We start from the raw sequence: 24,787 nt of genomic DNA, 5'->3' as shown, positions 1-24,787 counted from the left end.
GCTTGCAGTCGCGGGAATAACGACCAATTCCGGCACCTGCTCGCCCAATTGGAACGCGGCGTGCGCGAGGAGAATTCGGACACGTCGGAGACCGTCGGTGCGTGCGTCCGCGGGCGCAGGCGTGCGCCGGCGCAGGGGTGCCGGCCGCGATTCGAATCCCGTATTGGCTACCAGGACGACTTAAGCATCATGATGCCCACTTCCCCCGCCGCCGCCACGATCGAACAGGCGCTGGCGCACCATCAGGCCGACCGGCTGGAAGCGGCCGAGACGCTGTACCGGCAGATCCTCGACACCGATCCCCGGCACGCGGACGCGCTTCACCTCCTCGGCCTGATCGGTCATCAGTACGGGCGCTATCGGGAGGCATCCGACCTGATCATGGCGGCGATCGAGGTCAGGCCGGACGCGATGTACTACTACAACCTCGGCAACGTGATGCAGGCGGACAACCGTCACGCCGCCGCCGCCGAGTGCTTCCGTCTCGCCATCGAGCTGCGACCCGACTACGTCGATGCGTACAACAACCTCGGCAACGCGCTGCGGCTCGCCGGCGACGCCCGCGCGGCCGTCGATGCGTTCTGCCAGGCCATCGCGCTGAAGCCGGACAACGGCCAGGCCTACAACAACCTTGCAAATGCGCTGTTCGACCTGAACGAGATTCCGGCCGCGCTCGAGGCTTACCGGCACGCGGTCGCGCTGCGCCCCGAACTGCCGGAGCCGCGCAGCAACCTGCTGTTCGCGAGCCACTGCAGCGAAGCGTTCGATCAGGACGCCTATCTCGCCGAGGCCGCGCGCTACGACGAAGTCGTCACGCGCGGCGCGACGCCGTGGACGGACTGGCTCGTCGACCTGACCGCCCGCGCCGGGCGGCCGCTCAAGGTCGGCATCGTCTCGGGCGACCTGAAGGCGCATCCGGTCGGCTATTTCATCGAGAGCATGCTGAAGCATCTCGACCCGAACCGGATCGAGATGCATGCATACCCGACGCGCGACGTCGAGGACGACGTGACCGCCCGCCTCAAGCCGGCCTTCGCGACGTGGACCTGCATTGCCGGCCTGAGCGACGAAGCGGCGGCCGCGCGTGTCCGCGCGGACCGCATCGACGTGCTGCTCGACGCGGCGGGCCACACGGTCTACAACCGCCTGCCGCTGTTCGCGTGGAAGCCGGCGCCGCTGCAGGCGAGCTGGCCCGGTTATTTCGCGAGCACCGGCGTGCGCGCGATCGACTACGTGATCGGCGACCGTCACGTGCTGCCGCCCGCCGAGGCCGCGCATTTCACCGAGCGGCCGTGGCATCTGCCGGACAGCTATCTGTGCTTCACGCCGCCGGCCGAGCCTGTCGACGTCGGCGCGCTGCCGATGCTTGCGAACGGCCATCCGACCTTCGGCTATTTCGGCAAGCTCGCGAAGATCACCGATCGCGTCGTCGCGGTCTGGTCGCGCGTGCTGCAATCGGTCGCGGGCGCGAAGCTGTTCGTGAAGGCGGAGCATCTCGACGATCCGCGCGAGCAGCAGGCGCTTGCCGCGCGCTTCGCGGCGCACGGCATCGACGCGCAGCGTCTGATCCTCGAAGGCCGCTCGCCGCGCGCCGAATACCTGGCCGCGTACCGGCGCGTCGACCTGATGCTGAGCCCGTTCCCGTATCCGGGCGGCACGACGACCGCCGAAGCGCTGTGGATGGGCGTGCCCGTACTGTGCCGGCGCGGCGAGCGCTTCCTGTCGCACATCGCCGAGAGCCTGCTGCATTCGGCGCGGTTGCCCGAGTGGATCGCGGACGACGACGACGCTTATGTCGCGAAGGCCGTCGCGCAGGTCGGCCAGCCCGCCGAGCTGGCGGCGCTGCGCACGACGCTGCGCGCGCAGGTGCTCGTGTCGCCGCTGTGCGACGCGCCCCGCTTCGCGCGCCACTTCGAGGACGCGCTGCACGGCATGTGGGCGCAGCACGTCGAAGCCGCGCCGGGCGCGTCCGTGTGAGGCCGCTCGCGACGTGACGGGCGTGGGCATTTCCACGCCGGCGGCACGCGGAACATGGCGCCCCACGCGCAGAACACCGCGCCGGCCGACGTGATCGTCATTCCGGCCGGTGGCGCGTGCGCGACACCGTCGTCGGGATGGCACGCGATGGGATGGCGGCATCGGCCGTGACGATCGGGCACGGCCGCCGGCTGATCGACTTCGGACGTGAACCTCATCCCTATTGAGCAGAGCAGACGAGATGGACGGAACAGGACAGGCATTGCAGGCGGCGCTCGCGCATCATGAGGCGGGGCGTCTTGCCGAAGCGAAGACGCTGTACGACGCGATCCTCACCGCGCAGCCGGGCCAGCCGGACGCGCTGCATTTTCTCGGGCTGCTGGCGTGCCAGCTCAAGCAGTACGACGCGGGCATCGCGCTGATGGAGCAATCGCTCGTCGCGCGGCCGGACGCGTCGTACTTCAACAACCTCGGCAACATGCTGCGCGAAAACGGCCGGCTCGACGACGCGATCGCGCACTACCGTCGCGCGGTGACGCTGCGGCCGGACTATCCCGAGGCGCACAACAACCTCGGCAATGCATTGCGCGACGCGCGCGAGCCGGCGGCTGCGATGGAGAGCTGCGCGCGCGCGATCGAGCTGCGGCCCGATTACGCGCAGGCGTACAACAACCTCGGCAACGCGCTGCAGGATCTGGGCGACCTCGACGGCGCCGCCACGCATTACGGCCGCGCGATCGAGCTGGACCCGTCGATGGCGATGGCCCACGCGAACCTGAGCGCCGTGCGTCACAAGCAGCTGCGCTGCGCGGAAGCGCTCGCGCATGCGCAGGACGCGATCCGGCTCGCGCCGACCCTCGCCGAAGCGCACAACCACGCGGGCAACGCGTATCACGGACTGGACCGGCTCGACGCGGCGCAGGCCAGCCATCGCACGGCCGTCACGCTGAATCCGGCGGACGCCGGCGCGTGCCACAACCTGTCCGTCGTGCTGCTGAAGCTGCAGCGGCTCGACGAGGCGCTCATCTATTGCCGGCAGGCGTTGCAGGCCGGCCCGCCGGCCGTGTTGATGCACGTCAATCTCGGCGACATCCTGCGCGCGCAGGGCAACGTCGATGCCGCGGTCCACGCGTATCGCGACGCGCTTGCGCTGGTGCGCGACGACGCCGACGACGTCGCGGCGACCGTGCTGAACCGGCTGCTGTTCAGCGCGGCGGCGTCCGCCTGCGTGAACCCCGCCGACTACCTGGCCGACGCGCGGCGCTACGGCCGGCACCTGGCCGCGCGTTCGACGCGGTATGCGTACGATCCGCGCGAGCGGGCCGCGCGCGCGCAGGGGCGGCCACTGCGGGTCGGCTTCGTGTCCGGCGACCTGCGCCTGCATCCGGTCGGCATCTTCCTGGAAAGCGTGCTTGCGCACCTCGGACGCACGCGCATCGACCTGCGCGTGTACGTGACCACGGACGAGGAGGACGCGATCACCGCGAAACTGAAGCCGCACGCGAGCAGCTGGCGCTCGATCGCCGCGCTGGGCCCGGAGGCGGCCGCGCGGATGATTCACGACGACGAAATCGACGTCCTCGTCGACCTCGCGGGCCATACGCAGTCGAGCGGGTTGGCCGTGTTCGGCTGGAAACCCGCGCCGGTACAGGCGAGCTGGCTCGGCTTTTTCGCGTCGACCGGCTGCGACGCGATCGACTACTTCATCGGCGACCGCTACACGCTGCCGGACGCCGAAGCGCATCACTTCGTCGAGCAGCCGTGGCGGCTGCCGGACAGCTTCCTGTGCTTCACGCCGCCGGCCTGCGACGTCGAGGTCGGCCCGCTGCCGATGGCGGCGCGCGGCCATCCGACGTTCGGCTGCTTCGGCCAGCTCGTGAAGATCGGCGACGACGTCGTGCGCGCATGGTCGCGCATCCTGCACACGCTGCCGGACGCGCGGCTGCTGCTCAAGGCGCACGAACTCGGCCGCGAGGGCGTGCGCGACGCGACCGCCGCGCGCTTCGCACGGCATGGCATCGGCGCGGGCCGGCTGATCCTCGAGGGCGGTTCGCCGCGCGCGGAATACTTCGGCGCCTATCACCGCATCGACGTCGCGCTGAGCCCGTTCCCGTACCCGGGCGGCACGACCACCGCGGAAGCGCTGTGGATGGGCGTGCCGGTGCTCGGCATGAAGGGCGGCCGCTTTGTCACGCACATCTGCGAAAGCGTGCTGCACGCGGCGGGCATGGGCGAATGGGTCGCTGACGGCGAGGCTGCCTACGTCGCGAAGGCGATCGAGGCGGTGCGCGACCGCGAGCGGCTCGCGACGCTGCGCGCGGGGCTGCGCGCGCAGCTGCTCGCGTCGCCGCTGTGCGACGCGCGCCGGTTCGCCGCGCATCTCGAAGCGGCGTTCATCGGCATGTGGCAACGCTATACGAACTCGGAACACGAAGCATGAACGATATTCACGACACGCTGCAGTCCGCGCTGGCGCATCACCAGGCGGGGCGTCTCGCCGAAGCGAAGACGCTGTACGACGCGATCCTCACCGCGCAGCCGGGCCAGCCGGATGCGCTGCATTTTCTCGGTCTGCTGGCGTGCCAGCTGAAGCAGTACGACGCGGGCATCGCGTTGATGGAGCAATCGCTCGTCGCGCGGCCGGACGCGTCGTACTTCAACAACCTGGGCAACATGCTGCGCGAAAGCGGCCGGCTCGACGACGCGATCGCGCACTACCGTCGCGCGGTGGGGCTGCGGCCGGACTATCCGGAGGCGCACAACAACCTCGGCAACGCGTTGCGCGACGCGCGCGAGCCGGCGGCTGCGATGCAGAGCTGCGCGCGCGCGATCGAGCTGCGGCCCGGCTATGCGCAGGCGTACAACAACCTCGGCAACGCGCTGCAGGATCTGGGCGAGCACGAGGCGGCGGCGGCGAGCTACGCCAAGGCGGTCGCGCACCAGCCGCAATACGCGGATGCGTACTGCAATCTCGGCAACGCGCTGAAGGCGCAGGAGAAATTCGACGATGCCGCGGAGGCCTATCGTCGCGCCATCGCGCTGCAACCGGGCTTCCGTGTCGCGCACCAGGGGCTGAGCGAGACGCTGCGCGCGGCAGGTGATCTGCGGGGTGCGGTCGACCATGCGCGCGAGGGGCTCGATCCGGGCGACGCGGACGCGCACTGCGTACTGGCCAGGCTGCTGCAGCGCATGAGCGAGTTCGGCAAGGCGGTCGAACTGCTCGAGCGGGCGATCGCGATCGATCCCGCGCATGCGCGGGCGTGGGCCTGGCTCGGCGACCTGCGCAACCAGCAGGGCGAATACGGGCAGGCTGTGCAGGCGTGCCGGCATGCGATCGAGCTCGATCCCGAACTGGCCGATGCATACAATTTCCTCGGCTACGCGTATCACAACCTCAACCGGTTGGCTGCGGCGGAGTTGAGCTACCGGCACGCGATCGACCTGAACCCCGACGATGCCGACGCCCATCAGAACCTCGCCGCCGCGCTGTTGCGGCTCGAGAAGCTCGACGAGGCGATGAAGCATACGGAGATCGCGCGGGAACTCGGCATCGATCCGCTGAAGCTCCAGATGACGCTCGGCGACATCCTGTGGGCGAAAGGCGATCTCGCCGGCGCGCTGGACGCATTCCGCGCGGCAATCCGGTTCGACCTGCATCGCGCGTACTCGCGGATGCTGTTCAACATGTCGAGTTCGCCCGCGTTCGAGCCGCAGGAGTGGGTCGCTGAAGCGCGCCGCTACGGCGAACATCTCGAGCGCGATGCGCTTCCGTTCGAGCACGACCCCGCGCAGCGCGTCGCGCAGGCACAGGGGCGGCCGCTACGCGTCGGCTTCGTGTCGGGCGACCTGCGCCAGCACCCGGTCGGCATTTTTCTGGAAAGCGTGCTGGCGCGGATCGACCGGTCGCGCATCGAGCCACATGCGTATGTGACGTTCATCGGCGAGGACGACGTGACCGCGCGGCTCAAGCCGAACTTCGCGAGCTGGAAGAAGGTGGTCAGCCTGGGCCGCGAGGAGGCCGCGAAACTGATTCGCGACGACGGCATCGACATCCTGATCGACATGGCAGGCCATACCGACTGGAGCGGTCTGCCGATCTTCGGACACAAGCCCGCGCCGGTGCAGGCGAGCTGGCTCGGTTTCTTCGCGACCACCGGTTGCCGCGCGATCGACTATTTCATCGGCGACGCGCATACGCTTCCGGCCGACGAGGCGCAGCACTTCACCGAGCGGCCGTGGCGGCTGCCGGACAGCTACCTGTGCTTCACGCCGCCGCCGTACGATGTCGCGGTCGGCCCGCTGCCGATGGCGGCGCATGGCGGCGTCACGTTCGGCTGTTTCGGCAAGCTGGTCAAGATCAGCGACGAGGTCGTCGCGCTGTGGTCGCGCATCCTGCACGCGCTGCCGGACGCGCGCCTGCTGCTGAAGGCCCATGAGCTCGGCGCCGGCGACGTGAACCAGGCGACGCTCGACCGCTTCGCGCGGCACGGCATCGGCGCGGATCGGCTGATTCTCGAAGGCGGTTCGCCGCGTGCGGAGTACTTCGCCGCGTATCACCGCATCGACATCGCGCTGAGCCCATTCCCGTACCCGGGCGGCACGACCACGGCCGAAGCGCTGTGGATGGGCGTGCCGGTGCTCGGGATGAAGGGCGGCCGGTTCGTCACGCACATTTGCGAGAGCCTGCTGCACGCGGCGGGAATGGGCGAATGGATCGCGGAAGACGAGGCGGCGTACCTCGCGAAGGCCGTCGCGTTCGCGCGCGACCGTGACGGGCTGGCGACGCTGCGTGCGACGCTGCGCGAGCGCGCGCTCGCGTCGCCGCTGTGCGACGCGTCGCGCTTCGCGCGCAACCTGGAGGACGCGCTGCACGGCATGTGGGTCTGCTACGCGTCCGGCGAGACGGCGACCCCGGACGCATGACGAGCGGGGCGCGCCTCGGCGGGAAGCCGCGCTCGCGCACCGTCGGGCCGGCCGCCCGAGATGATCGGCGCGGCCGTCGAGCGGGCGACGCGGGCATGGCCGGCGCGATCCGGCTCGCTCACCCGCCCGCCGGCGAAAAAAAAGCCGCAGTGAAGCGGCTCGATGGTACGGCGACAACGGTCCGCTCGACTGGCGGCGTCTTTTAATTCGACCTGCGCGGCGGGCGAGACGCCCGGCCGGTCACAGCAAGCCGGCCATCTGGTACTGGCTCGCGGCCTTGATCCGCTCCTGGGACTGCGCAAATTCCGCAGCCAGGCGGTCACGGTCCGTCTGCGCATGCTCGGTGATCGACGCGTCGATCGCCATGATCTGCCGCACCTGGTCCAGCCCGTCCGGGGTCTGCTCGCCGGACAGGTTCATCAGCAGCGGCGAGCGTTCGTCGACGAGGGCCGCGACGCGCACCCAGTCGCGTGCGTCGGCCGCCGACTGCATGGCACGGGTCAGGTCCAAGGCGCGGGACAGGGTGTCGTTCGTCATGGTTCGGCTCCGAAGGGGGGGCTGCCAAGGCTTACTTGTTGTTGGCCAACGCGCCGGAGCTGTTCTGGCCGCCGAACAGCTGGGTCAGGTAGCGGGTGTTGTTCGCCATCTGCGCCATCAGCGTGTTCAGCGCGGTGAACTGCGCGGTGTATTGCGTGGTCAGCTGGTTCGAGTAGGTCTGCAGTTGCGTGGCCTGACTCTGCACGCTCGTCAGATCGGCATTGATCGCGGTGGTGCGCTGGTCGATCAGGCCGGACGTCTGCGTGTACGAGGTGATGTTCGCATTGAGCGCCTGGGCGATGCCGTTCGTCTGGTTGAAGATCGCCGCCACCGCGGAGCTGTTCGACTTGAGCGCGGTGGTCAGTGCGGCGGTGTCGACCGACATCGCGCCGGTCGAGTCCACGTTGATGCCGATGCTGCCGAGCGCATAGGTCGTGCCGCCCGTCGTGACGCCGCTGCTGAGCGTCGTCGCGAGCGTGCTCCTGATCGTGTTCATCATTGCGTCGCCGAGCAGCGGGCCGGCGGTCTTCGCCGTCGCGTCGTAGCTCGACAGCGATTTCGCGGTGTTCACGAAGTTGGTATACGCGGTCGCGAAATTGTTGATCGCGGTCGTCGCCGCGGCGGTGTCCTGCGACAGCGTGACGGTTTGCGTCGTGCCGACGGCGGCCTGCGACAGCGCCAGCGTGACGCCCGTCAGCGCGCCCGACACGTTGTTCGACGCGCTCGACACCGGCGTGCCGTCGATCGTCAGCTTCGCGTCGGCCGCCGGCGTGACCGTCGTGTACCCCGACGTCAGCTTCGAGTTGACGCCCGTGCCCGTGATCGAGATCGTGTTGGCCGCGCCGGTGGCGTTCGACTGCATCACGAGATGCTGGCCGTCCGAACCGGTGATGACCGACGCGGTGACGCCGGCATTGCCGGACGCGGAGTTGATCGACGACGCGATGTCGGACAGCGACGCGCCGGCCGCCACGTTGACGTTGAATGCGGGATTGCTGCCGAACGTGATGCTCAGCGAGCCGGCCGAGATCGTGTCCGCCGACGTCACGCCGGCCGACGACAGCTTGTTGGCGGTCGCGAGCTGCGTGACATTGACCGAATACGAACCGGCCACCGCGCCGCTGCCGCTCGTGACCGTCGTCGCGATGCCGCTGCCGCTCGCCGTCGCGGCCAGGCTGCTGAGCGTGGTGCCGTTCGAGAGGCCGGTGAGCGCGGTCTGCAGCGCGGACAGCGCACCCTTCAGCTGGCCGATCGCGGACAGCTGCGTATTGTCGTTCGTCTGGCGGGTCTGCAGGGTCTGCAATTGCCCGGCCGTCTTCGCGTTCACCAGCGTCGTGACGAGCGTATTGACGTCGAGCGACGAATTGGTCGCGCCGCTGATGATCGACTGTCCGGCCTGCGACAGGAGGGTGGTGATGTCCGTGCTGCTGACGGGGGTCGTGGTGGCCATGCCGTTGCTCCGGTCGTCCGCGCAATCAACGTGCGCGATGCGGCGGGGCGCCGCGGTTCAATGCAAAGAGGGAGGCGTGCCTCCCTGGAAAATTCTGATCCGGGCGGTGTCGGCGGCGTCGCGATGCATCGCATGGCGACGCCGCCGGGCCCGGAGGCGGGCGGGCGCGTGGCCCGCCGCGGGTGCTGCTCGATTAGCCGAGGAGCTTCAGGACTTGCTGCGGCAGCGAGTTCGCTTGCGCCAGAACCGAGATACCAGCTTGTTGCAGCACTTGCGCCTTGCTCAGGTTCGCCGTTTCCGTCGCGAAGTCCGCGTCGGTGATCTGCGAGCGAGCGGCGGTCATGTTGGTTGCCTGGGTTTGCGTCGTCGAGATCGCAGCCTGGAACGTGTTCTGTGCTGCGCCCAGCGTTGCCTGGAACGTGTTGACTTGCTTCAGTGCCGCGTCGATCGCCGTGATCGCCGATTGCGCGCCCGACTGCGTGGCGACGCTCAGGGTGTTCACGCTCATGCCCGTGCTGTTCCAGTTCGCCGTGCCGAAGTCGACGGTAACGACCTGGTTCGCTGCTGCGCCGATCTGGAACGTGACGCTGCCGGTGCCGCCCAGGATGGTCTGGCTGTTGAACGTCGTTTGCGATGCGACACGGTCGATTTCGCCGAGACGCGTCGTCACTTCAGCTTGCAGGTTCGCGCGAGCGCTCGAATCCAGCGAGCCGTCGCCAGCTTGTTGCGCCAGCGTACGGATACGCTGCAGGTTGTCGACCGTCGATTGCAGCGCGCCGTTGGCGGTCTGGATCATCGAGATGCCGTTGTTCGCGTTTGCAACACCTTGCGTCAGCGCATTGATTGCCGCCGTTTGCGACGTCGAGATCGCCAGGCCTGCTGCATCGTCAGCAGCGGTGTTGATGCGCTTGCCCGACGACAGGCGGTTGATTGCTTGCGACAGTGCGCTTTGCGAGCCCGACAGATTCGTCTGCGTCGTCAGCGAAAGGATGTTGGTGTTGATGTTCAGCATTTGCTTCCTCGTTTTGGAAAATGGCTGGGATACAGACAGGTTCTGATTTCGGCGTTGCGCTTTATCGCGACTGGCGCTGCCCCGCCTTTCCTGGTTGACGGCGGCACCCGGCGAAAACTTTAGAGGGATGTTTGGGGAAATTCGGGACGGAAGGAGGGTTGTCGGTCGAAAGGCACGCCCGGCTTGGCCGGCCGGGCCGCCGGCAGGCGCGGCACCCGGCCCCGTTCGACGGGGCGAGCGGCCGCGCCACGCGGAGCGACGAACCGGGGGATGCAAAAGGGTAGTTTTGTCTGTGATTCTCTGCTATGATGGCGGGCTGAATTGAGATTTCTGTCAAGCCTCTGCCGTTTTCGGCATGTCTGCTGGCAGTCAAACGCGGCGCTGCACGCGGTTGTGAAGCGTACTCGCGGTGCTTTCCGCCTCTCTTTTCCGGCCTCCGAGGCCGTATTTCCGCTCGTTTCGCCTGTTTGTGGGGACGCTCGGATGGCCGGTGCGTGGCGCTTGGCCGCTACGTTTTTGACCGTTTAAGCAATTTAGGAACGACATGACGACGATTCTTCTGAAAGAAAACGAGCCGTTCGAAGTGGCGATTCGCCGCTTTCGCCGTGCTATCGAAAAAAATGGCCTGATCGCTGAACTGCGCGAACGCCAGTCCTACGAAAAGCCGACCGCAGTCCGCAAGCGCAAGAAGGCAGCAGCCGTCAAGCGCCTGCACAAGCGCCTGCGCAGCCAGATGCTGCCGAAGAAGCTCCACTAAGAGCGTCTTACGGTTCGCCGCGAAACGGCGGAGCGTGCTTCGAAAGAAGCCGCTCCGCCGTTTTGCTTTTGGGGGCCGGGAAAATCCCGAGGCCGTGGCGCGGCGGCCGTGCCGGCTAATGGCTGACGGCCGGCGGTTTGCGGCCGCCGGCCCGCCGTTCAGAAGTCGATCTTCGCGCTCAGGCTCACCGTGCGCGGGTCGCCCGGCTTCACGTAGTCCGCGTACTGGTATTCCCAGTAACGGCGGTTCAGCACGTTGTCGATCGACGCGCGCAGCGTCACGTCGTGGCGGCCTACCCGCGTCAGGTAGCGCGCGCCCGCATTGACGACGAGAAAGCCCGGCGCGTCGAGGCCGCCGGCCGCGCGCAGCGGCGTCGCGCCGGTGAATTTCGCGTCGACGCCGAGCGTCAGCCCCGGCACGCCCGGCACCGCGTAGCCGAGGTCGCCGGCGAGCACGAAACGTGGCGCGCCCGCGACACGGTTGCCGTTGTTGCCGATCCCGTTCGCATACCACGCGTCGAGCAGCATCGCGTCGACGCCTGCGTTCCAGCGTGCGCCGAATTTCGCACGGGCACCGAACTCGATCCCCTGGATGATCGATTCGCCGTCCTGCACGTAGACGTTCGCGGCGTTCGCATATTCGGCGCTGCGCTCGATGCGGAACAGCGCGGCCGTCGCGCTCCAGCGCGCGTGCTCGCTCTTGATCCCCAGCTCGTATTGCTTGCTGCGCAGCGGCTTGAGCACCTGGCCGGCGTTCGCGTAGACGTCGTTCACGCGGCTGCCGGGCTCGAGCGATTCGGCGTAGCTCACGTAAGCGGTCGTGGTCGGCGCGAGCTTGAACATCACCGCGAACGTCGGCGTGACCACGCCGTTCTGGCGGTAGCCGGGATCCTCGGCGCCGCTCGCCTGGAACGAGCGCTGCTCGTAATTCATGTAGCGCACGCCGGCGAGCACCGACCACCGCTCGGTGAGCTGCACGGTGTCGCTCGCGAACAGCGATTTCTGCACGATCTCGCTCGTGCGGTACTGGATGAAGCCGTGCGGGCTGTCGTAGCGGTATGGGTTCGGCGCATACAGGTTGCCGGCGCCGAGCGGCACGAACACGCTGTTTGCCGAATAGTCGTTCGCCTGCTTCTGCCATGACGCGCCGAGCACGATCTGGTGGCTGAACGGGCCCATGCGCACCTTGCCCTCGACCATCGCGCGCCACTGGCTGAAGCGGTGATCCTCCATCCCGACGTAGCGGCTGTCGGTGTAGTTGCCGGCCGCGTCCTGCAGGTACAGCGTGCTTTCGTTGCGGCGGCGCGTCGCCTTGCTGTAGCTGTACGCGACGTCGAGCTGCCAGTCGGGCGCGAGCTGGTATTGCAGCCCGGCCGTGTAGAGCTGCAGGTTCGTGTTCAGGTACTGGTCCTTGCCGCCGAGGTTCGTCGTGCCGCCGCTGATCGTCGCGGGCAGCGCGCCGCCCGGGTAGCTGCCGGTGAAGATCGACGGCGTCTGGCCCGTCGTGCGGCGGTCCTGGTACAGCGCGCCGAAGGTCACCGACAGGTCCCGCGTCAGGTTCGCCTGCAGCGCGAGCGAGACGCTGTCGCGGCGGATGTTGCCGTCGTTGTACGTCTTGCCTTCCTCGTGCGTCGCGTTCAGCCGCGCGCCGAATAGGCCGTTCGGCCCGAAGCGCTGGCCGATATCGACGTGCTCGGTCCACACGTTGGTGCTCCGGTAGCCGACGTCGACGCTGCGTACCGGTTCGACGCCAGGCTGCTTCGTTACGTAGTTGACGACACCGCCGGGCGTCACGAAGCCGTACAGGAACCCGCCGAGCCCTTTCAGCAGCTCGACGCGGTCGAGCTGTTCGTACGGCATCGTGATCCCGTACGTGACGAACGGCAGCCCGTCGATCTTGTAGCCGTTCTGCCAGTCGAGCTGCATGCCGCGCACGGTCATGTAGCTGGCCCATGCGCTGTACGCACCGCTGTTGTCGGACACCGAGGCGTCGTTCGCGAACACGTCGCCGAGCTTGTACGGCTGGCGTGCCTCGAGCTCCTCCGACGTGACGATCGTCGTCGAGAACGGCGTGTCGAGCTGGCGGCGCGTGCCGAGCGCACCGGTGGAGAGCGTGTCGGTCAGGTGCTGCGGCGAGTCATGCGCAGCGGTGACGTTGATGGCCGGCAACGCCGTGGCGCCGCCGGGCGAATCGTCCGCGTGCGCGAGCGACGCGGCAAGGCAGGCAAGGGCGGCGGCCACGCGACGTGGGCGGACGGGAGGACGGGCGAGGCTGACGGTCATGGCGGGTAAGTAAAAATGCAAGTAAGAATCATTCGCATTGCGATAAAATGTTGCGCATCGTATCAAAACCCGTCGAACGCGCAACAATTCCATGCCGCGTGCAAGGGCATCCGGCCTCGCCAGCGGCGGCCGGCCGGCTCGTGCGCGGCGCCTGACCGCAAATGACCTGCATCCCGTTGAACCGGGGCCGCTCGTGCCGGCCCGCTTTCCTTTCCCAGGGCGCGCGATGAACGCGTTTCTGCGGCCGTTTCTCGTCCGCCTGCATCGCTGGTTCGGCCTCGCGATCGCGCTGTTCCTGTTCGTCGCGGGCCTTACCGGCGCGCTGATCGCGTGGGATCACGAACTCGACGCGGCACTGAACCCGGACTTCTACACCGCCCGCAGCGATGCGGCGCCGCTTGATCCGCTCGCGCTCGCGACGCGCATCGAGGCTGCCGACCCGCGCGTGCAGGTGACCTATCTGCCGCTCGCGATCGAGCCGGGCCACACGCTGCAGGCGGGCGTGATGCCGCGCACCGACCCGGCAACGGGCCAGCCGTACGCGCTCGGCTTCAGCCAGATCGCCGTCGATCCCGCGACGGGCGCGGTGCAGGCCCGCCGCGAATGGGGCGCGCTGTCGGTGGCGCGGCTCGGCCTGATGCCGTTCATCTACCGGCTGCACTATTCGCTGTTCCTGCCCATGTACGGCGGGATCAACTTCGGGTTCTGGGTGATGGGCGTCGTCGGCATCGTGTGGGCGATCGACTGCCTGATCGCGCTCGTGCTCGCGTTTCCGAACCCGAAGAGCTGGCGCAAGTCGTTTGCGTTCCGCGTGCGCCGCGGCGGCTATCCGCTGGTGTTCGACTTGCACCGCTCGGGCGGCGTGTGGGTGTGGGGGCTGCTGCTGGTCGTCGCGGTCACGTCGATCTCGATGAATCTCGCCTTGCCCGTCGTGCGGCCGCTGGTATCGCTGGTGTCGCCGCTGGCCGAGACGCCGTACACGAATCCCGAACACTTCCCGCCCGCCGCACCGGGCAGCACGATCCTGCCGCGCGAGCGAATCGTCGAGATCGCGCGCGCGGCCGGGCGCGACGCGGATTTCGCCGCGCCGCCCGGCGCGCTGTTGTTCGCACCGGCGATGAATGCCTATGCGGTCGGGTTCTTCACGCCCGGCAACGATCACGGCGACGTCGGGCTCGGCAATGCGTGGCTCTATTGGGATGCGGTGACCGGCAGGCCCGTCGCCGCCCAGGTGCCGGGCCGCGGTTCGGCAGGCGACCTGTTCATGCAGGCGCAGTTTCCGCTGCACTCGGGGCGGATCGCCGGCGTCGCGGGGCGTGCGGCGGTGAGCGCGCTCGGCATCGTGATCGCGATGCTGAGCGTGACGGGCATCTGCATCTGGGTGAAGAAGCGCAGCGCCCGTGTGCGGGCCGCGCGCAGCATGCGGGCGGTTGCGCCGGCGTCGTCGCGCGCCGCAAGGTGAGGTGTGGCGCGCCGCGCAGCGCCGCGCTTCGTGAGCGGTGAGCGGGCGGCGTAACCCGCGCTGGGCCGCGGGGGCCGGCGGGCGGCCGGCCGCTGCCCGCGCCGTCGGCCCGCTTCGTGCCGTCAGCCCGCCTTGCGCCGGCGTGCGGGCGATTTGCCGCCGAGCGCCGCGCATTGCGCGTGGCACGGGCAGCCAACTTCGTGATCGTTGACCATGCCGGTGGCCTGCATCAGCGCATAGCAGATCGTCGAGCCGACGAACTTGCAGCCATACGCCTTCAGCGCCTTGCTGAGCGCGTCGGACTGTTCGGTCGACGCGGGCGCGTCGCGGTACGACTGCCATGCGTTCTGGACCGGCGTATCGCCGACGAACGACCACAGGAACGCGGCGAGCGACCCGTGCTCTTCGCGGATGCGCTGCACGGCGCGCGCGTTGGTGACCGCCGATTCGACCTTCGCGCGGTTGCGCACGATGCCGGGATTCTCCAGCAGCTTCTCGATGCGTTTCGGCGTGAAGCGCGCGACGGCATCGACGTCGAAATCCGCAAAGGCTTCGCGATAGCCCGCGCGCTTGTTCAGGATCGTCGACCACGACAGTCCGGCCTGCGCGCCTTCCAGGATCAGCATTTCGAACAGGTGGCGATCGTCGTGCGACGGCACGCCCCACTCGGTATCGTGATAGTGCGCATCCGCTTCCGTCTTCACCCAGTTGCACCGCTGCGACATCGTCTGCCTCGCTTTTCGTATCGATTCGATCGCGTCAGCATAGCGGAAGCCCTTTTCACGGAACAGCCGGCCGAACGGCAGATGGGCGCGCGGCGCCGATCCGGTTAAGCTTGGCGCCTGTTCGAATCAGCGGGATGAAGGCATGGCGGCATTACTTTTTGCGATCGGCATCGACGGCGGCGGCACGGGCACGCGCGCGGTGCTGGCCGACCGGCACGGGCGCGAGCTCGCGCAGGGGCGCGGCGGCCCGTCGGGGCTCGGGCTCGGCATCGAGCGCGCGTGGGCGTCGATCGGCGCAGCCTGCGCGGATGCGTTCACCCAGGCCGGTCATGCATTCGACTGGTCGCAGTGCGCGCTCGGCTGCGGGCTCGCGGGCGTCAACAATGCGGCGTGGCTGGCCGCGTTCCGCGCGCAGGCGCCGCTCGGCGCGCTCGCGGTCGAGAGCGACGCGTATACGACCGTCGTCGGCGCGCACGGCGGCGCGCCGGGGCTGATCGTCGCGCTCGGCACCGGCAGCATCGCCGCCGCGCTCGATGCGGCCGGCGCGTGCCGGATCGCCGGCGGCTTCGGCTTCCCGTCCGGCGACGAGGCGAGCGGCGCATGGCTCGGCGTGCGCGCGCTCGCCTATGCGCAGCAGGCGCTCGACGGCCGCGTGCCGCGCGATGCGTTCGCCAGCGCACTGCTCGCGGAAACGGGCGCGCAGGATCGCGACGCGCTCGTCCAGTGGTCGTGCGATGCGAACCAGACGATCTACGCGCGGCTTGCGCCGATCGTGTTCGCGCACCGTTCGCATCCGGTCGCCGGCGCGCTGATCGCGCAGGCGGGCGACGAGATCGGCAAGATGATCGACGCGCTCGATCCGCAGCAGGCGCTGCCGGTCGCGCTGTGCGGCGGATTGGCGGACGCCCTCGCACCGGCCGTGCCGGCGCGCCACGCCGGGCGGCTGCGCGCGCCGCTCGACGATTCCGCGCACGGCGCGCTGCGGCTCGCGCTGCAGGCGCTGCGGGCGGCGGAAGGGCGCTGACGGCGTGTCGAGCCGGAGGAAAGCGCATCGCAACCGCGCCGCGGGCGGCAATCGGCCGGGAACCGTCCGGCGGGCAACCGGGCCCGACGTTAGAATGGCCGTTCCGCAGAGCCCTGAGCGCCATTCTTCCGTCCCATGTACAAAGTCATCGCCACCGATCTCGACGGTACCCTGCTGAACAGCGACCACCAGCTCGATCCGTACACGATCGACACCGTCCGCCGGCTCGACCGCGACGGCCTGCAGTTCGTGATCGCCACCGGGCGCCATTACGCGGACGTCGCCGGCATTCGCGACGTGCTCGGCATCCGGCCGTACCTGATCACGTCGAACGGCGCGCGCGTGCATGCGCCGGACGACACGACGATCCACGCGCAGGACATCGATCCGGCAATCGTCCGCGGCCTCGTGCAGCCCGAGGTCGTCGGCGCGCACGGCCGCGTGATCGTCAACCTGTTCACCGACCAGGGCTGGCTGATCGACCGCGATGCGCCGCACCTGCTCGAATTCCACCAGGATTCGGGCTTCCGCTACGACGTGATCGACATGCCCGCGCATGACGGCGCGGATATCGCGAAGGTGCTGTACATCGGCGATCCGGCCGATCTGGCGGTCGTCGCCGAGCAGATGCGCGTGCGCTTCGGCGATGCGCTGTACGTCACGTACTCGCTGCCCGACTGCCTCGAGGTGATGACCGCGAACGTGTCGAAGGGCCGCGCGTTGCGCTCGGTGCTCGCACGGCTCGGCGTCGACACCGGCCACTGCATCGCGTTCGGCGACAACATGAACGATATCGACCTGCTCGAAACCGCCGGCCACGCGTTCATGATGAACAACGCGAATCCCGACCTGGTCGCGCGGCTCCCGCACATCCCGCGGATCGGCAACAACTTCGATGCGGGCGTCGCCCGCCACCTGCGCACGCTGTTCTCGCTCGAAGACAACGTCGCCGCCTCCTGAGCGTCCCGCCGGGGGCGGAAATGAAAAACGGGCGCCAGTGGCGCCCGTCGAAATGACTTGCCTCGATCTTCTTCGACAGCGTGAGGCTCGCTGCTCTGCTCGCTTGACCCCGTAGTGTTTTATTCGCTTGTGCGAGCCGATGCCGGCAGCAGGTCGACGGCGTCGTCACGCCCCGCGACCAGCGGATAGATGATCCCGGCGAGTACCGCGCCGATGATCGGTGCCACCCAGAACAGCCAGAGCTGACCGATCGCATCGCCGCCCACGAACAGCGCGGGGCCGGTCGAGCGGGCCGGGTTCACCGACGTGTTGGTGACCGGAATCGAGATCAGGTGGATCAGCGTCAGGCACAGGCCGATCGCGATCGGCGCAAAGCCGGCCGGCACGCCGCGCTTGTCGGTGGCGCCCAGGATCACGAACAGGAAGAAGCCCGTCATCACGACTTCGCAAATGAACGCCGAACTGAGTGCGTAGTGGCCGGGCGAGCGCTCGCCGAAGCCGTTCGTCGCGAAGCCGCTGCCGACGACGTCGAAGCCCGGTTTGCCGGTCGCGATCAGGTACAGCACGAATGCACCAAGCGTCGCGCCGACCACCTGCGCGACGATGTACGGCACGAGATCCCGTGCGGGGAAGCGGCCGGCGACCGTCAGGCCGACGCTCACCGCCGGATTCAGGTGGCAGCCCGAAATGTGGCCAATTGCGAATGCCATCGTCAGCACGGTCAGGCCGAAGGCAAGTGCGACGCCGGCAAAGCCGATGCCGAGGCCCGGAAAGGCGGCGGCCAGCACGGCGCTTCCGCACCCGCCGAGCACCAGCCAGAACGTGCCGAATACCTCTGCAGCGAGACGCTGAGAAAGATTCATGTAAGGACCTCGTTCAAGTGGATTGAAGACAACCGGACGACGCGACGGATTTAAACCGTCACCCGGAATTGGTCTGGATTATAGGAAATGAATCGGGTCGGGGAGGGTCAACGATTGTTAAATTTGAATAGCTGACGAATGCCTTTTATTAGAATAAGTCCGCATTCTCGATATAGCCGAATCGGTTAAAGATGGCAGCATTAATTTCGAAGGGCAGGGCGGCAGTGCGGATGGCGTAACGGATGTTGGTGTCCCGGCCGGATTCGCCGGGGCCGCATCATCGAAAAGGGGAGTCAAAAAATGTCTCAATACGCGAAGCTCAAGGCGCAGATCGCCGATCTGCAGGCCCAGGCGGACGATGTGCGCCGCCAGGAAGTGGCGGCGGTGATTGCGGAAGTCCAGCAAAAGATTGCCGAATATGGGCTGACTGCCCAGGATCTGGGCTTCGCGGAGCGAGCGAAGCGCGGGCGTCCGCCGAAGAAGGCGCCGCTGCCCCCGAAATACCGCGATCCGAAGTCGGGCGCGACCTGGAGCGGGCGCGGCAAGCCGCCGAATTGGATCGTCGGTAAAAACCGCGATCGTTTCCTCATCGAATGACCGAAAGCCCAAACAAAAGAGCCGCATCGAGATGCGGCTCTTTTGTTATCCGCGCCAATTTGGGCGCGGATTGGATTACGGCATATTTCCTTGCGGCATTCCGTGTCAGGCGCCGGCGACCCGGCGCAATGCCGGTTGACGGGCTCCCGTGCAAAGCGATTCGTAAGTTTCGACATATCGCTGCGCCATGGCCTTCGAGCTGAAGCGCGTATCGAAACGTTCGCGGATGGCGGTGCGCGACAGGCTGTCGATCCGGTGCAGCGCGCCGACCGCGCCCTGCACGTCCTCGACGATGAAGCCGGTCACGCCGTCCTCGATCACTTCGGGCACCGAGCCGCGGTTGAACGCGACGACCGGCGTGCCGCAGGCCATCGCCTCGATCATCACCAGGCCGAACGGCTCCGGCCAGTCGATCGGGAACAGCAGCGCCTTCGCACCGGACAGGAACGCGGGCTTCTGCGCCTCGTTGATCTCGCCGATGAATTCGACGTGCGCCTGGTCGAGCAGCGGCTCGATCACTTCCTTGAAGTAGTCGGCGTCGGCCTTGTCGACCTTCGCGGCGATCTTCAGCGGCAGCCCGCTTTGCGCGGCGATCCGGATCGCGGTGTCGACGCGCTTTTCCGGGCAGATCCGGCCGAGGAACGCGAGGTATTCGGGCTTCACGCCCGGCTGCGGCGTGAGCAGCGTGTCGGGCAGCCCGTGATACACGGTGCCGGCCCACGCGGCCTGCGGCAGCGGCTTGCGCTGGTTGTTCGAGATCGACACGACCGGCGCGTCCGGGAACGCGTCGAACACGGGCTGCAGTTCCGGCAGGTCGAGGCGGCCGTGCAGCGTCGTCACGTACGGCGTGTCGAGGCGCGACATCAGCGGGAACGGCAGGTAGTCGAGGTGGAAGTGCAGCACGTCGAATTCGTGCGCGACCCGGGCGACCTTTTCGAGGAGCCGCATATGGGGCGCCATCGAATCGCGGATCGACGGGTCGAGTCGCAGTGCGCGCGGCCAGGCCGCCTCGAGTCGGGCCGACGTGACGGAGTCGCCGCTGGCGAACAGGGTCACATCGTGGCCGAGATCGACGAGCGCCTCGGTGAGGTAGGACACGACACGCTCGGTGCCGCCGTAGAGTTTCGGCGGAACGGCTTCGTAAAGCGGCGCGATCTGGGCAATTCGCATGGAGGTTCTCCTGTTTCGACCCGGGGGCGCGGGGCGCCGATGCGGATCCCGTGCAAGGTTGCGGAACTCGCCGGCGTACGCGGTTGGCGGTACGTGGCCGTGCCCTGGGCGGGGTGCGCGGGGCGCCGGACGACGAGCTGCGGGGCGGGCCGGCACGGCTCGCGCCGCCGCCCATTGGAGTCCATTATCGATATCGCCCTGAGGGGTTCGAGTGTTTTTTCAAACACTTAAGGCTTGTTACACGATGAAATACGCGAAAACCCCGATAAAAAGGGTGTGGAAACAGAAACGGAGATAGACGCAACTATTGTTGCGTCTTCGTGAAAAAGCACTATAATTTTTACCGATCCGATTGCCGGCAGCCTTGCCGGCAAGCCTTCCAGGACTGCACGGAGGCCATCGGACACATCACAGCCGAATTCGCGCTGCCAGCCGTTTCCCCGATTGAGCCTTTCAATTCGCTTTGTCGGAAAAATTCCTACACGGTTTACAGACAAATCCTGCGCGGCATACGCCACTTCGCTGATACCGGCGCACATGCCGTTTGGCCAAAATTCGCCCTGTAAGACTATAAACGAGCCGACTGAGCGCCAAGAGCGCCCTGATCGAGCAAACGTTTTCATAACACGAATGGCCAAAGCAAAGCTCTTTAACGGGGGAATCATGAGCGCTACCAGCGAAATGCTCAGTGAGATCAAAGAGGTCAACCTGTCGTACCTCCTCCTCGCGCAACGCCTGCTGCGGGAAGACAAAGCGATGGGCATGTTCCGCATGGGCATTTCCCAGGAACTCGCCGACGTGCTCGCCAACCTCACGCTCGCACAGACCGTGAAGCTGGCCGCGTCGAACCAGATGCTGTGCCGCTTCCGCTTCGATGATCACGCGCTGCTGTCGTCGCTCGCCGACAAGGGCCGCAGCGATGTCGTCGCGCACGCCCACTCGGCCATCCTGATGGCCGGGCAGCAGGTCGAAGGCGTCCGCTGATCCATCCCGCCTTGCGTGTGTCCCGGCGTGCCGCGCCGGTGGGCAGCGTATTGGCCATCCATCCGAATAACGTCAAGCGGACGGTTATCACCATGGCAAGCAAAAGCGTCGTGATCGAGGTGAAGGAAATCACCCTCGCCATCGAACTGATCGAACTGGGCGCCCGGCTGCAGCTGCTGGAAGCGGAGACGAGCCTGTCGCGGGACCGTCTGATCAAGCTGTACAAGGAACTGAAGGGCGTGTCGCCACCGAAGGGGATGCTGCCGTTCTCGACCGACTGGTTCATGACGTGGCAGCCGAACATCCACTCGTCGCTGTTCTACAACATCTACCGGTTCATGCAGGATCACGGCCGCTGCGAGCCGATCCAGTCGATCGTGAAGGCGTACCGGCTCTATCAGGAGCACGTGAACCTGTCCGGCGACGAGGCCGCGCTGAGCCTCACGCGCGCGTGGACGCTCGTGCGCTTCTTCGATTCGGGGATGCTGCAAATGACCCCGTGCACGCGCTGTGGCGGCCACTTCGTCGCGCATGCGCATGATCCGCATCAAGGTTTCGTCTGCGGCCTCTGCCAGCCGCCGTCGCGCGCGGGCAAGACCCGCAAGGCCGCCGCCGCGCGCGCCGAACTGGCCGCTGCCGCGGCCTGAGCAGCGCCGGGCGGGGCGTTCAGGCCGCGCCGGGTGGCGCGAATCGTCTGCGAATTGCTGGTAAACACCGTCGGGCCGCCGCCTGGCCGCCCGCGAAAGTTTTCCTGCCGACTGCCGTAAACCTGTTTAACGGCGGTCTCCCCGCCGGTCATTCGTGAGGGACAGGCAGTGCTGATTATCGTGGGAACACTCGTGACGCTGTTGTCCGTCTTCGGCGGTTATGCGCTGGCAGGCGGGCATCTGGGCGCCTTGATCCAGCCGGTCGAGATCCTGATGATCGTGGGTGCCGGTGTCGGCGCGTTCATCCTCGGCAACGGCGGCAAGACCATCAAGGCCACGCTGCGCGTGCTGCCGACGCTCTTCAAGGGCTCGAAATACACGAAGGATGTCTACATGGAGCTGATGGCGCTTCTTTACGTGCTGCTCGCGAAGGCACGCAAGGAAGGCACGCTCACGCTCGAGGCCGACATCGACGATCCGGAAAAGAGCCCGATCTTCACGCAATACCCGAAGATCCTCGCCGATCATCACATCGTCGAATTCCTGACCGACTACCTGCGCCTGATGGTGGGCGGCAACATGAACGCGTTCGAGATCGAGAGCCTGATGGACGAGGAGATCGAGACGCACCACGCGGAAGGCGAAGGCCCCGCGCATGCGCTGATGCGTGTCGGCGACGCGATGCCGGCATTCGGTATCGTCGCGGCCGTGATGGGCGTCGTGCACACGATGGCGTCGGCCGACAAGCCGCCCGCGGTGCTCGGCGCGATGATCGCGCAGGCGCTGGTCGGCACGTTCCTCGGGATCCTGCTGTCGTACGGGCTGATCGGGCCGCTCGCGAGCCTCGCGGAGCAGCGCGTCGCCGAGTCGACCAAGATGTTCCAGTGCATCAAGGTGACGATCCTCGCGACGCTGAACGGCTATGCGCCGGCGATCGCGGTCGAGTTCGGCCGCAAGGTGCTGTTCTCGACCGAGCGCCCGTCGTTCTCCGAACTCGAAGAACATGTGCGCCGCGTGAAGGCAAAGTGACGCGGAGCGCCCAATGAGCAAGAGCAAGGATCGCGCAATCGTCGTCAAGCGGGTGGCCCCGGCGAAGAAGGGCCACCACGGCGGCGCCTGGAAGCTCGCGTACGCGGACTTCATGACCGCGATGATGGCGTTCTTCCTGCTGATGTGGCTGCTGAGCTCGGTCACGCCGGTGCAGCTGAAGGGGATCGCCGAATACTTCAACACGCCGCTGAAGGCCGCGCTGTTCGGCAGCGGCGACCGCAGCTCGCAGGATTCCAGCATCATCAACGGCGGCGGCCGCGACCTGTCGAGCGTCGACGCCGGCACGCTGCGCCGCACCGACGGCACCACGCAGCTCGCCGAACGTCTCGCGAAGATGGGCGACGAGCATTCCCGCTCGCAGGCGCAGAACGCACAGGCCGCGCAGGACCGCCTCGAGCAGGCGCGCCTGCACGACCTGCAGATCAAGCTGATGGCCGCGATCGAGGCCAACCCGACGCTGCGCCAGTTCAAGCAGCAGATCCGCATCGATTCCACGCTGATGGGGCTGCGCATCGAGATCGTCGATTCGCAGAAGCGGCCGATGTTCGCGATGTCGAGCGACCACGTCGAGCCGTACATGCGCGACATCCTGCGCGAGATCGGCAAGACGCTGAACGACGTGCCGAACCGGATCATCGTCCAGGGCCACACCGACGCCGTGCCGTACGCGGGCGGCGAGGGCGGCTACAGCAACTGGGAGCTGTCGGCCGACCGCGCGAACGCGTCGCGCCGCGAGCTGATCGCCGGCGGCATGGGCGAGGCGAAAGTGCTGCGCGTGCTCGGCCTCGCGTCGACCCAGAACCTGAACAAGGCCGATCCGCTCGATCCGGAAAACCGCCGGATCAGCGTGATCGTGCTGAACCGCAAATCCGAAGAGGCGCTGATGCGCGACGATGCGACGACCACGACGCTGTCGGCCGATGCGGCCGGCTCGCAGCAGCTCGCGCAGCAGCTGGCTCCGGCGCCGGCCGTGCGCCCGGCGCTCGCGGCGTCCGCCGTCGCCGTGCCGAAACCCTGACGTTTACGAGATTCCGAGACAGACATGATCCGAACCATTCTCGCCATCGACGACTCCGCGACCATGCGTGCGCTGCTGCAGGCAACGCTGATGCAGGCCGGCTACGACGTGACGGTGGCGCCGGACGGCGAGGCCGGCTTCGACCTGGCGGCCACCGTGCCGTACGACCTGGTGTTGACCGACCAGAACATGCCGCGCAAGAGCGGGCTGGAAGTGATCGCCGCGCTGCGCAAGCTGACCGCCTATACGGAAACGCCGATCCTCGTGCTGACGACCGAAGGCAGCGACGCGTTCAAGGACGCCGCACGCGACGCGGGCGCGACCGGCTGGATCGAGAAGCCGATCGACCCCGCCGTGCTGGTCGACCTGGTCGCGACGCTGTCCGAGCCGGCCGCCTCCTGACATTCACGCGACGCATTCAACCCGGGACCGGGCATGACTCTCGACATCACTCAGTTCTACCAGACATTTTTCGACGAAGCGGACGAGCTGCTCGCGCAGATGGAGCAGCTGCTGCTGAACCTCGACGTCGGCTCGCCCGACCCCGAGGATCTGGCCGCGATCTTCCGCGCCGCGCATTCGATCAAGGGCGGCGCGGCGACGTTCGGCTTTTCCGCGCTGACCGACACCACGCACATCCTCGAATCGCTGCTCGACCGCGCGCGCAACCATGAGCTGACGCTGACCAAGGAAATGGTCGACGCGTTCCTGGAGACGAAGGACGTGCTGTCCGACCAGCTCGTCGACTACCGCGCGAGCGCCGAACCGGACGCGGCCGCCGCCGCGACGATCTGCGCGAAGCTCGAACGGCTGAAGGCCGAGAGCGGCGCGGCCGCGCCGGCTGCCGCCGCCGCTGCGCCCGTGGCGCCGGTCGCGGCCGTCGCCGCCCCGGCCGCGCCGGCCGTGGAACCGGCCGCCGGCGACGATCGCGCGCCCGACCACGTGATCGAGCAGGCCGTCGCGGCCGCGCATCCTGCGGGCGACGCAGGCGAAGGCGGCCCGCACCTGAAGATCACGCTCGTGGGCGTCGACGCGAAGGATCGCGAACTGCTCACCGAAGAACTCGGCAACCTCGGCCGGATCGTCGGCCGCGAGGAAGCGGGCGCGGACCTGACGCTGTGGGTCGAATCGGACGTGCCGTCCGACGACATCGTCGCCGTGTGCTGCTTCGTGATCGACGAAAGCCAGATCCGCGTCGGGCACGGCACGGCACCGGCCGCCCCGGCTGCCGCGCAGGACGCCGCAGCGCCGGCCGCGGAACCGGCCGCCGCCGCGCAACCGGCGCGCGCCGAGGTATTCGCGCCGCAGGCCGCGGCACCGCAACCGGCGGCATCGGCGCCGGCCGCACC

Annotated in this window: 21 protein-coding genes; 14 read left to right on the top strand and 7 right to left on the bottom strand. The window is 67.7% G+C overall.

Annotated features, from left to right (window positions below):
• Positions 1–189: 189 nt before the first annotated feature.
• The 3 genes from LGM56_RS29790 to LGM56_RS29780 all read left to right on the top strand — a co-directional run bounded on the left by LGM56_RS29790 (position 190) and on the right by LGM56_RS29780 (position 6,900).
• The gene (locus LGM56_RS29790; RefSeq protein WP_226207554.1) at positions 190–1,977 is read left to right on the top strand and encodes a tetratricopeptide repeat protein; all 1,788 of its coding nucleotides are present in this window, start codon (positions 190–192) and stop codon (positions 1,975–1,977) included.
• Positions 1,978–2,218: 241 nt separating this feature from the next.
• Positions 2,219–4,417, top strand: a complete 2,199-nt coding sequence (locus LGM56_RS29785) for a tetratricopeptide repeat protein (protein ID WP_226207553.1) — start codon at positions 2,219–2,221, stop codon at positions 4,415–4,417.
• Entirely contained in the window at positions 4,414–6,900 is a 2,487-nt protein-coding gene (locus tag LGM56_RS29780) for a tetratricopeptide repeat protein (RefSeq protein ID WP_226207552.1), read from the top strand. Before LGM56_RS29785 ends, LGM56_RS29780 begins: the two co-directional genes overlap by 4 nt.
• A gap of 240 nt (positions 6,901–7,140) precedes the next feature.
• Here the strand turns inward: LGM56_RS29780 and LGM56_RS29775 are convergent, their stop codons facing one another.
• From LGM56_RS29775 to LGM56_RS29765, 3 genes are all read right to left on the bottom strand, one after another.
• Complete coding sequence (locus tag LGM56_RS29775) at positions 7,141–7,437, bottom strand: flagellar protein FliT (RefSeq protein ID WP_089493883.1); 297 nt, start codon at positions 7,435–7,437, stop codon at positions 7,141–7,143.
• Positions 7,438–7,468: 31 nt separating this feature from the next.
• Complete coding sequence (gene fliD / locus LGM56_RS29770) at positions 7,469–8,887, bottom strand: flagellar filament capping protein FliD (RefSeq protein WP_226207551.1); 1,419 nt, start codon at positions 8,885–8,887, stop codon at positions 7,469–7,471.
• A gap of 193 nt (positions 8,888–9,080) precedes the next feature.
• Complete coding sequence (locus LGM56_RS29765; RefSeq protein WP_011350581.1) at positions 9,081–9,899, bottom strand: flagellin domain-containing protein; 819 nt, start codon at positions 9,897–9,899, stop codon at positions 9,081–9,083.
• Positions 9,900–10,443: 544 nt separating this feature from the next.
• Here LGM56_RS29765 and rpsU point away from each other — a divergent pair.
• Positions 10,444–10,656: a 30S ribosomal protein S21 gene (gene rpsU, locus LGM56_RS29760; protein WP_006401410.1), complete on the top strand. Its 213-nt coding sequence runs from the start codon at positions 10,444–10,446 to the stop codon at positions 10,654–10,656.
• Positions 10,657–10,814: 158 nt separating this feature from the next.
• Here rpsU and LGM56_RS29755 read toward each other — a convergent pair whose 3' ends face one another.
• Positions 10,815–12,938: a TonB-dependent siderophore receptor gene (locus tag LGM56_RS29755; protein WP_226207550.1), complete on the bottom strand. Its 2,124-nt coding sequence runs from the start codon at positions 12,936–12,938 to the stop codon at positions 10,815–10,817.
• Between the two features lie 226 nt (positions 12,939–13,164).
• On the opposite strand from LGM56_RS29755, the gene LGM56_RS29750 reads away from it, so the two are divergent.
• Entirely contained in the window at positions 13,165–14,400 is a 1,236-nt protein-coding gene (locus LGM56_RS29750) for a PepSY-associated TM helix domain-containing protein (RefSeq protein WP_226207549.1), read from the top strand.
• 122 nt (positions 14,401–14,522) lie between these two features.
• Here the strand turns inward: LGM56_RS29750 and LGM56_RS29745 are convergent, their stop codons facing one another.
• Positions 14,523–15,125: a DNA-3-methyladenine glycosylase I gene (locus tag LGM56_RS29745; protein WP_089493887.1), complete on the bottom strand. Its 603-nt coding sequence runs from the start codon at positions 15,123–15,125 to the stop codon at positions 14,523–14,525.
• Between the two features lie 142 nt (positions 15,126–15,267).
• Between LGM56_RS29745 and LGM56_RS29740 the strand changes: the two genes are divergently transcribed.
• Positions 15,268–16,149: a BadF/BadG/BcrA/BcrD ATPase family protein gene (locus LGM56_RS29740; RefSeq protein ID WP_089493888.1), complete on the top strand. Its 882-nt coding sequence runs from the start codon at positions 15,268–15,270 to the stop codon at positions 16,147–16,149.
• Between the two features lie 135 nt (positions 16,150–16,284).
• Positions 16,285–17,109: a Cof-type HAD-IIB family hydrolase gene (locus LGM56_RS29735; RefSeq protein WP_089493889.1), complete on the top strand. Its 825-nt coding sequence runs from the start codon at positions 16,285–16,287 to the stop codon at positions 17,107–17,109.
• Positions 17,110–17,228: 119 nt separating this feature from the next.
• On the opposite strand, the gene aqpZ is transcribed toward LGM56_RS29735, so the two are convergent.
• Positions 17,229–17,972, bottom strand: coding sequence for an aquaporin Z (gene aqpZ / locus LGM56_RS29730; RefSeq protein ID WP_089424232.1), 744 nt, complete (start codon positions 17,970–17,972; stop codon positions 17,229–17,231).
• A gap of 300 nt (positions 17,973–18,272) precedes the next feature.
• Here aqpZ and LGM56_RS29725 point away from each other — a divergent pair, with 300 nt between their 5' ends.
• The gene (locus LGM56_RS29725) at positions 18,273–18,569 is read left to right on the top strand and encodes an H-NS histone family protein (protein WP_021162849.1); all 297 of its coding nucleotides are present in this window, start codon (positions 18,273–18,275) and stop codon (positions 18,567–18,569) included.
• 105 nt (positions 18,570–18,674) lie between these two features.
• On the opposite strand, the gene LGM56_RS29720 is transcribed toward LGM56_RS29725, so the two are convergent.
• Positions 18,675–19,739, bottom strand: coding sequence for a glycosyltransferase family 4 protein (locus LGM56_RS29720; protein ID WP_046547453.1), 1,065 nt, complete (start codon positions 19,737–19,739; stop codon positions 18,675–18,677).
• A gap of 663 nt (positions 19,740–20,402) precedes the next feature.
• On the opposite strand from LGM56_RS29720, the gene flhD reads away from it, so the two are divergent.
• The 6 genes from flhD to LGM56_RS29690 all read left to right on the top strand — a co-directional run.
• Positions 20,403–20,723 carry a flagellar transcriptional regulator FlhD gene (gene flhD, locus LGM56_RS36855; RefSeq protein ID WP_011350590.1) on the top strand — a complete coding sequence of 107 codons (321 nt, stop codon included), beginning with the start codon at positions 20,403–20,405 and terminating at the stop codon, positions 20,721–20,723.
• Between the two features lie 92 nt (positions 20,724–20,815).
• On the top strand, positions 20,816–21,370 hold the full coding sequence (gene flhC, locus LGM56_RS29710) for a flagellar transcriptional regulator FlhC (protein ID WP_011350591.1): 555 nt from the start codon (positions 20,816–20,818) through the stop codon (positions 21,368–21,370).
• A 168-nt stretch (positions 21,371–21,538) separates the two neighbouring features.
• Positions 21,539–22,399, top strand: a complete 861-nt coding sequence (gene motA / locus LGM56_RS29705; protein WP_011350592.1) for a flagellar motor stator protein MotA — start codon at positions 21,539–21,541, stop codon at positions 22,397–22,399.
• Between the two features lie 13 nt (positions 22,400–22,412).
• Entirely contained in the window at positions 22,413–23,438 is a 1,026-nt protein-coding gene (motB, locus tag LGM56_RS29700; protein WP_039346832.1) for a flagellar motor protein MotB, read from the top strand.
• Between the two features lie 24 nt (positions 23,439–23,462).
• Positions 23,463–23,840 (top strand): response regulator, encoded by a 378-nt coding sequence (locus LGM56_RS29695; protein WP_011350594.1) that lies wholly within the window; start codon positions 23,463–23,465, stop codon positions 23,838–23,840.
• Between the two features lie 33 nt (positions 23,841–23,873).
• A partial coding sequence (locus LGM56_RS29690) for an Hpt domain-containing protein (RefSeq protein ID WP_226207547.1) occupies positions 23,874–24,787 on the top strand: 914 nt, incomplete at its 3' end.

This window comes from Burkholderia sp. AU38729 (assembly GCF_020419725.1).
Taxonomy (GTDB): Bacteria; Pseudomonadota; Gammaproteobacteria; order Burkholderiales; family Burkholderiaceae; genus Burkholderia.
The sequence above is the reverse complement of the archived record's forward strand: the minus strand, read 5'-3'. Positions and strand labels throughout refer to the sequence as shown.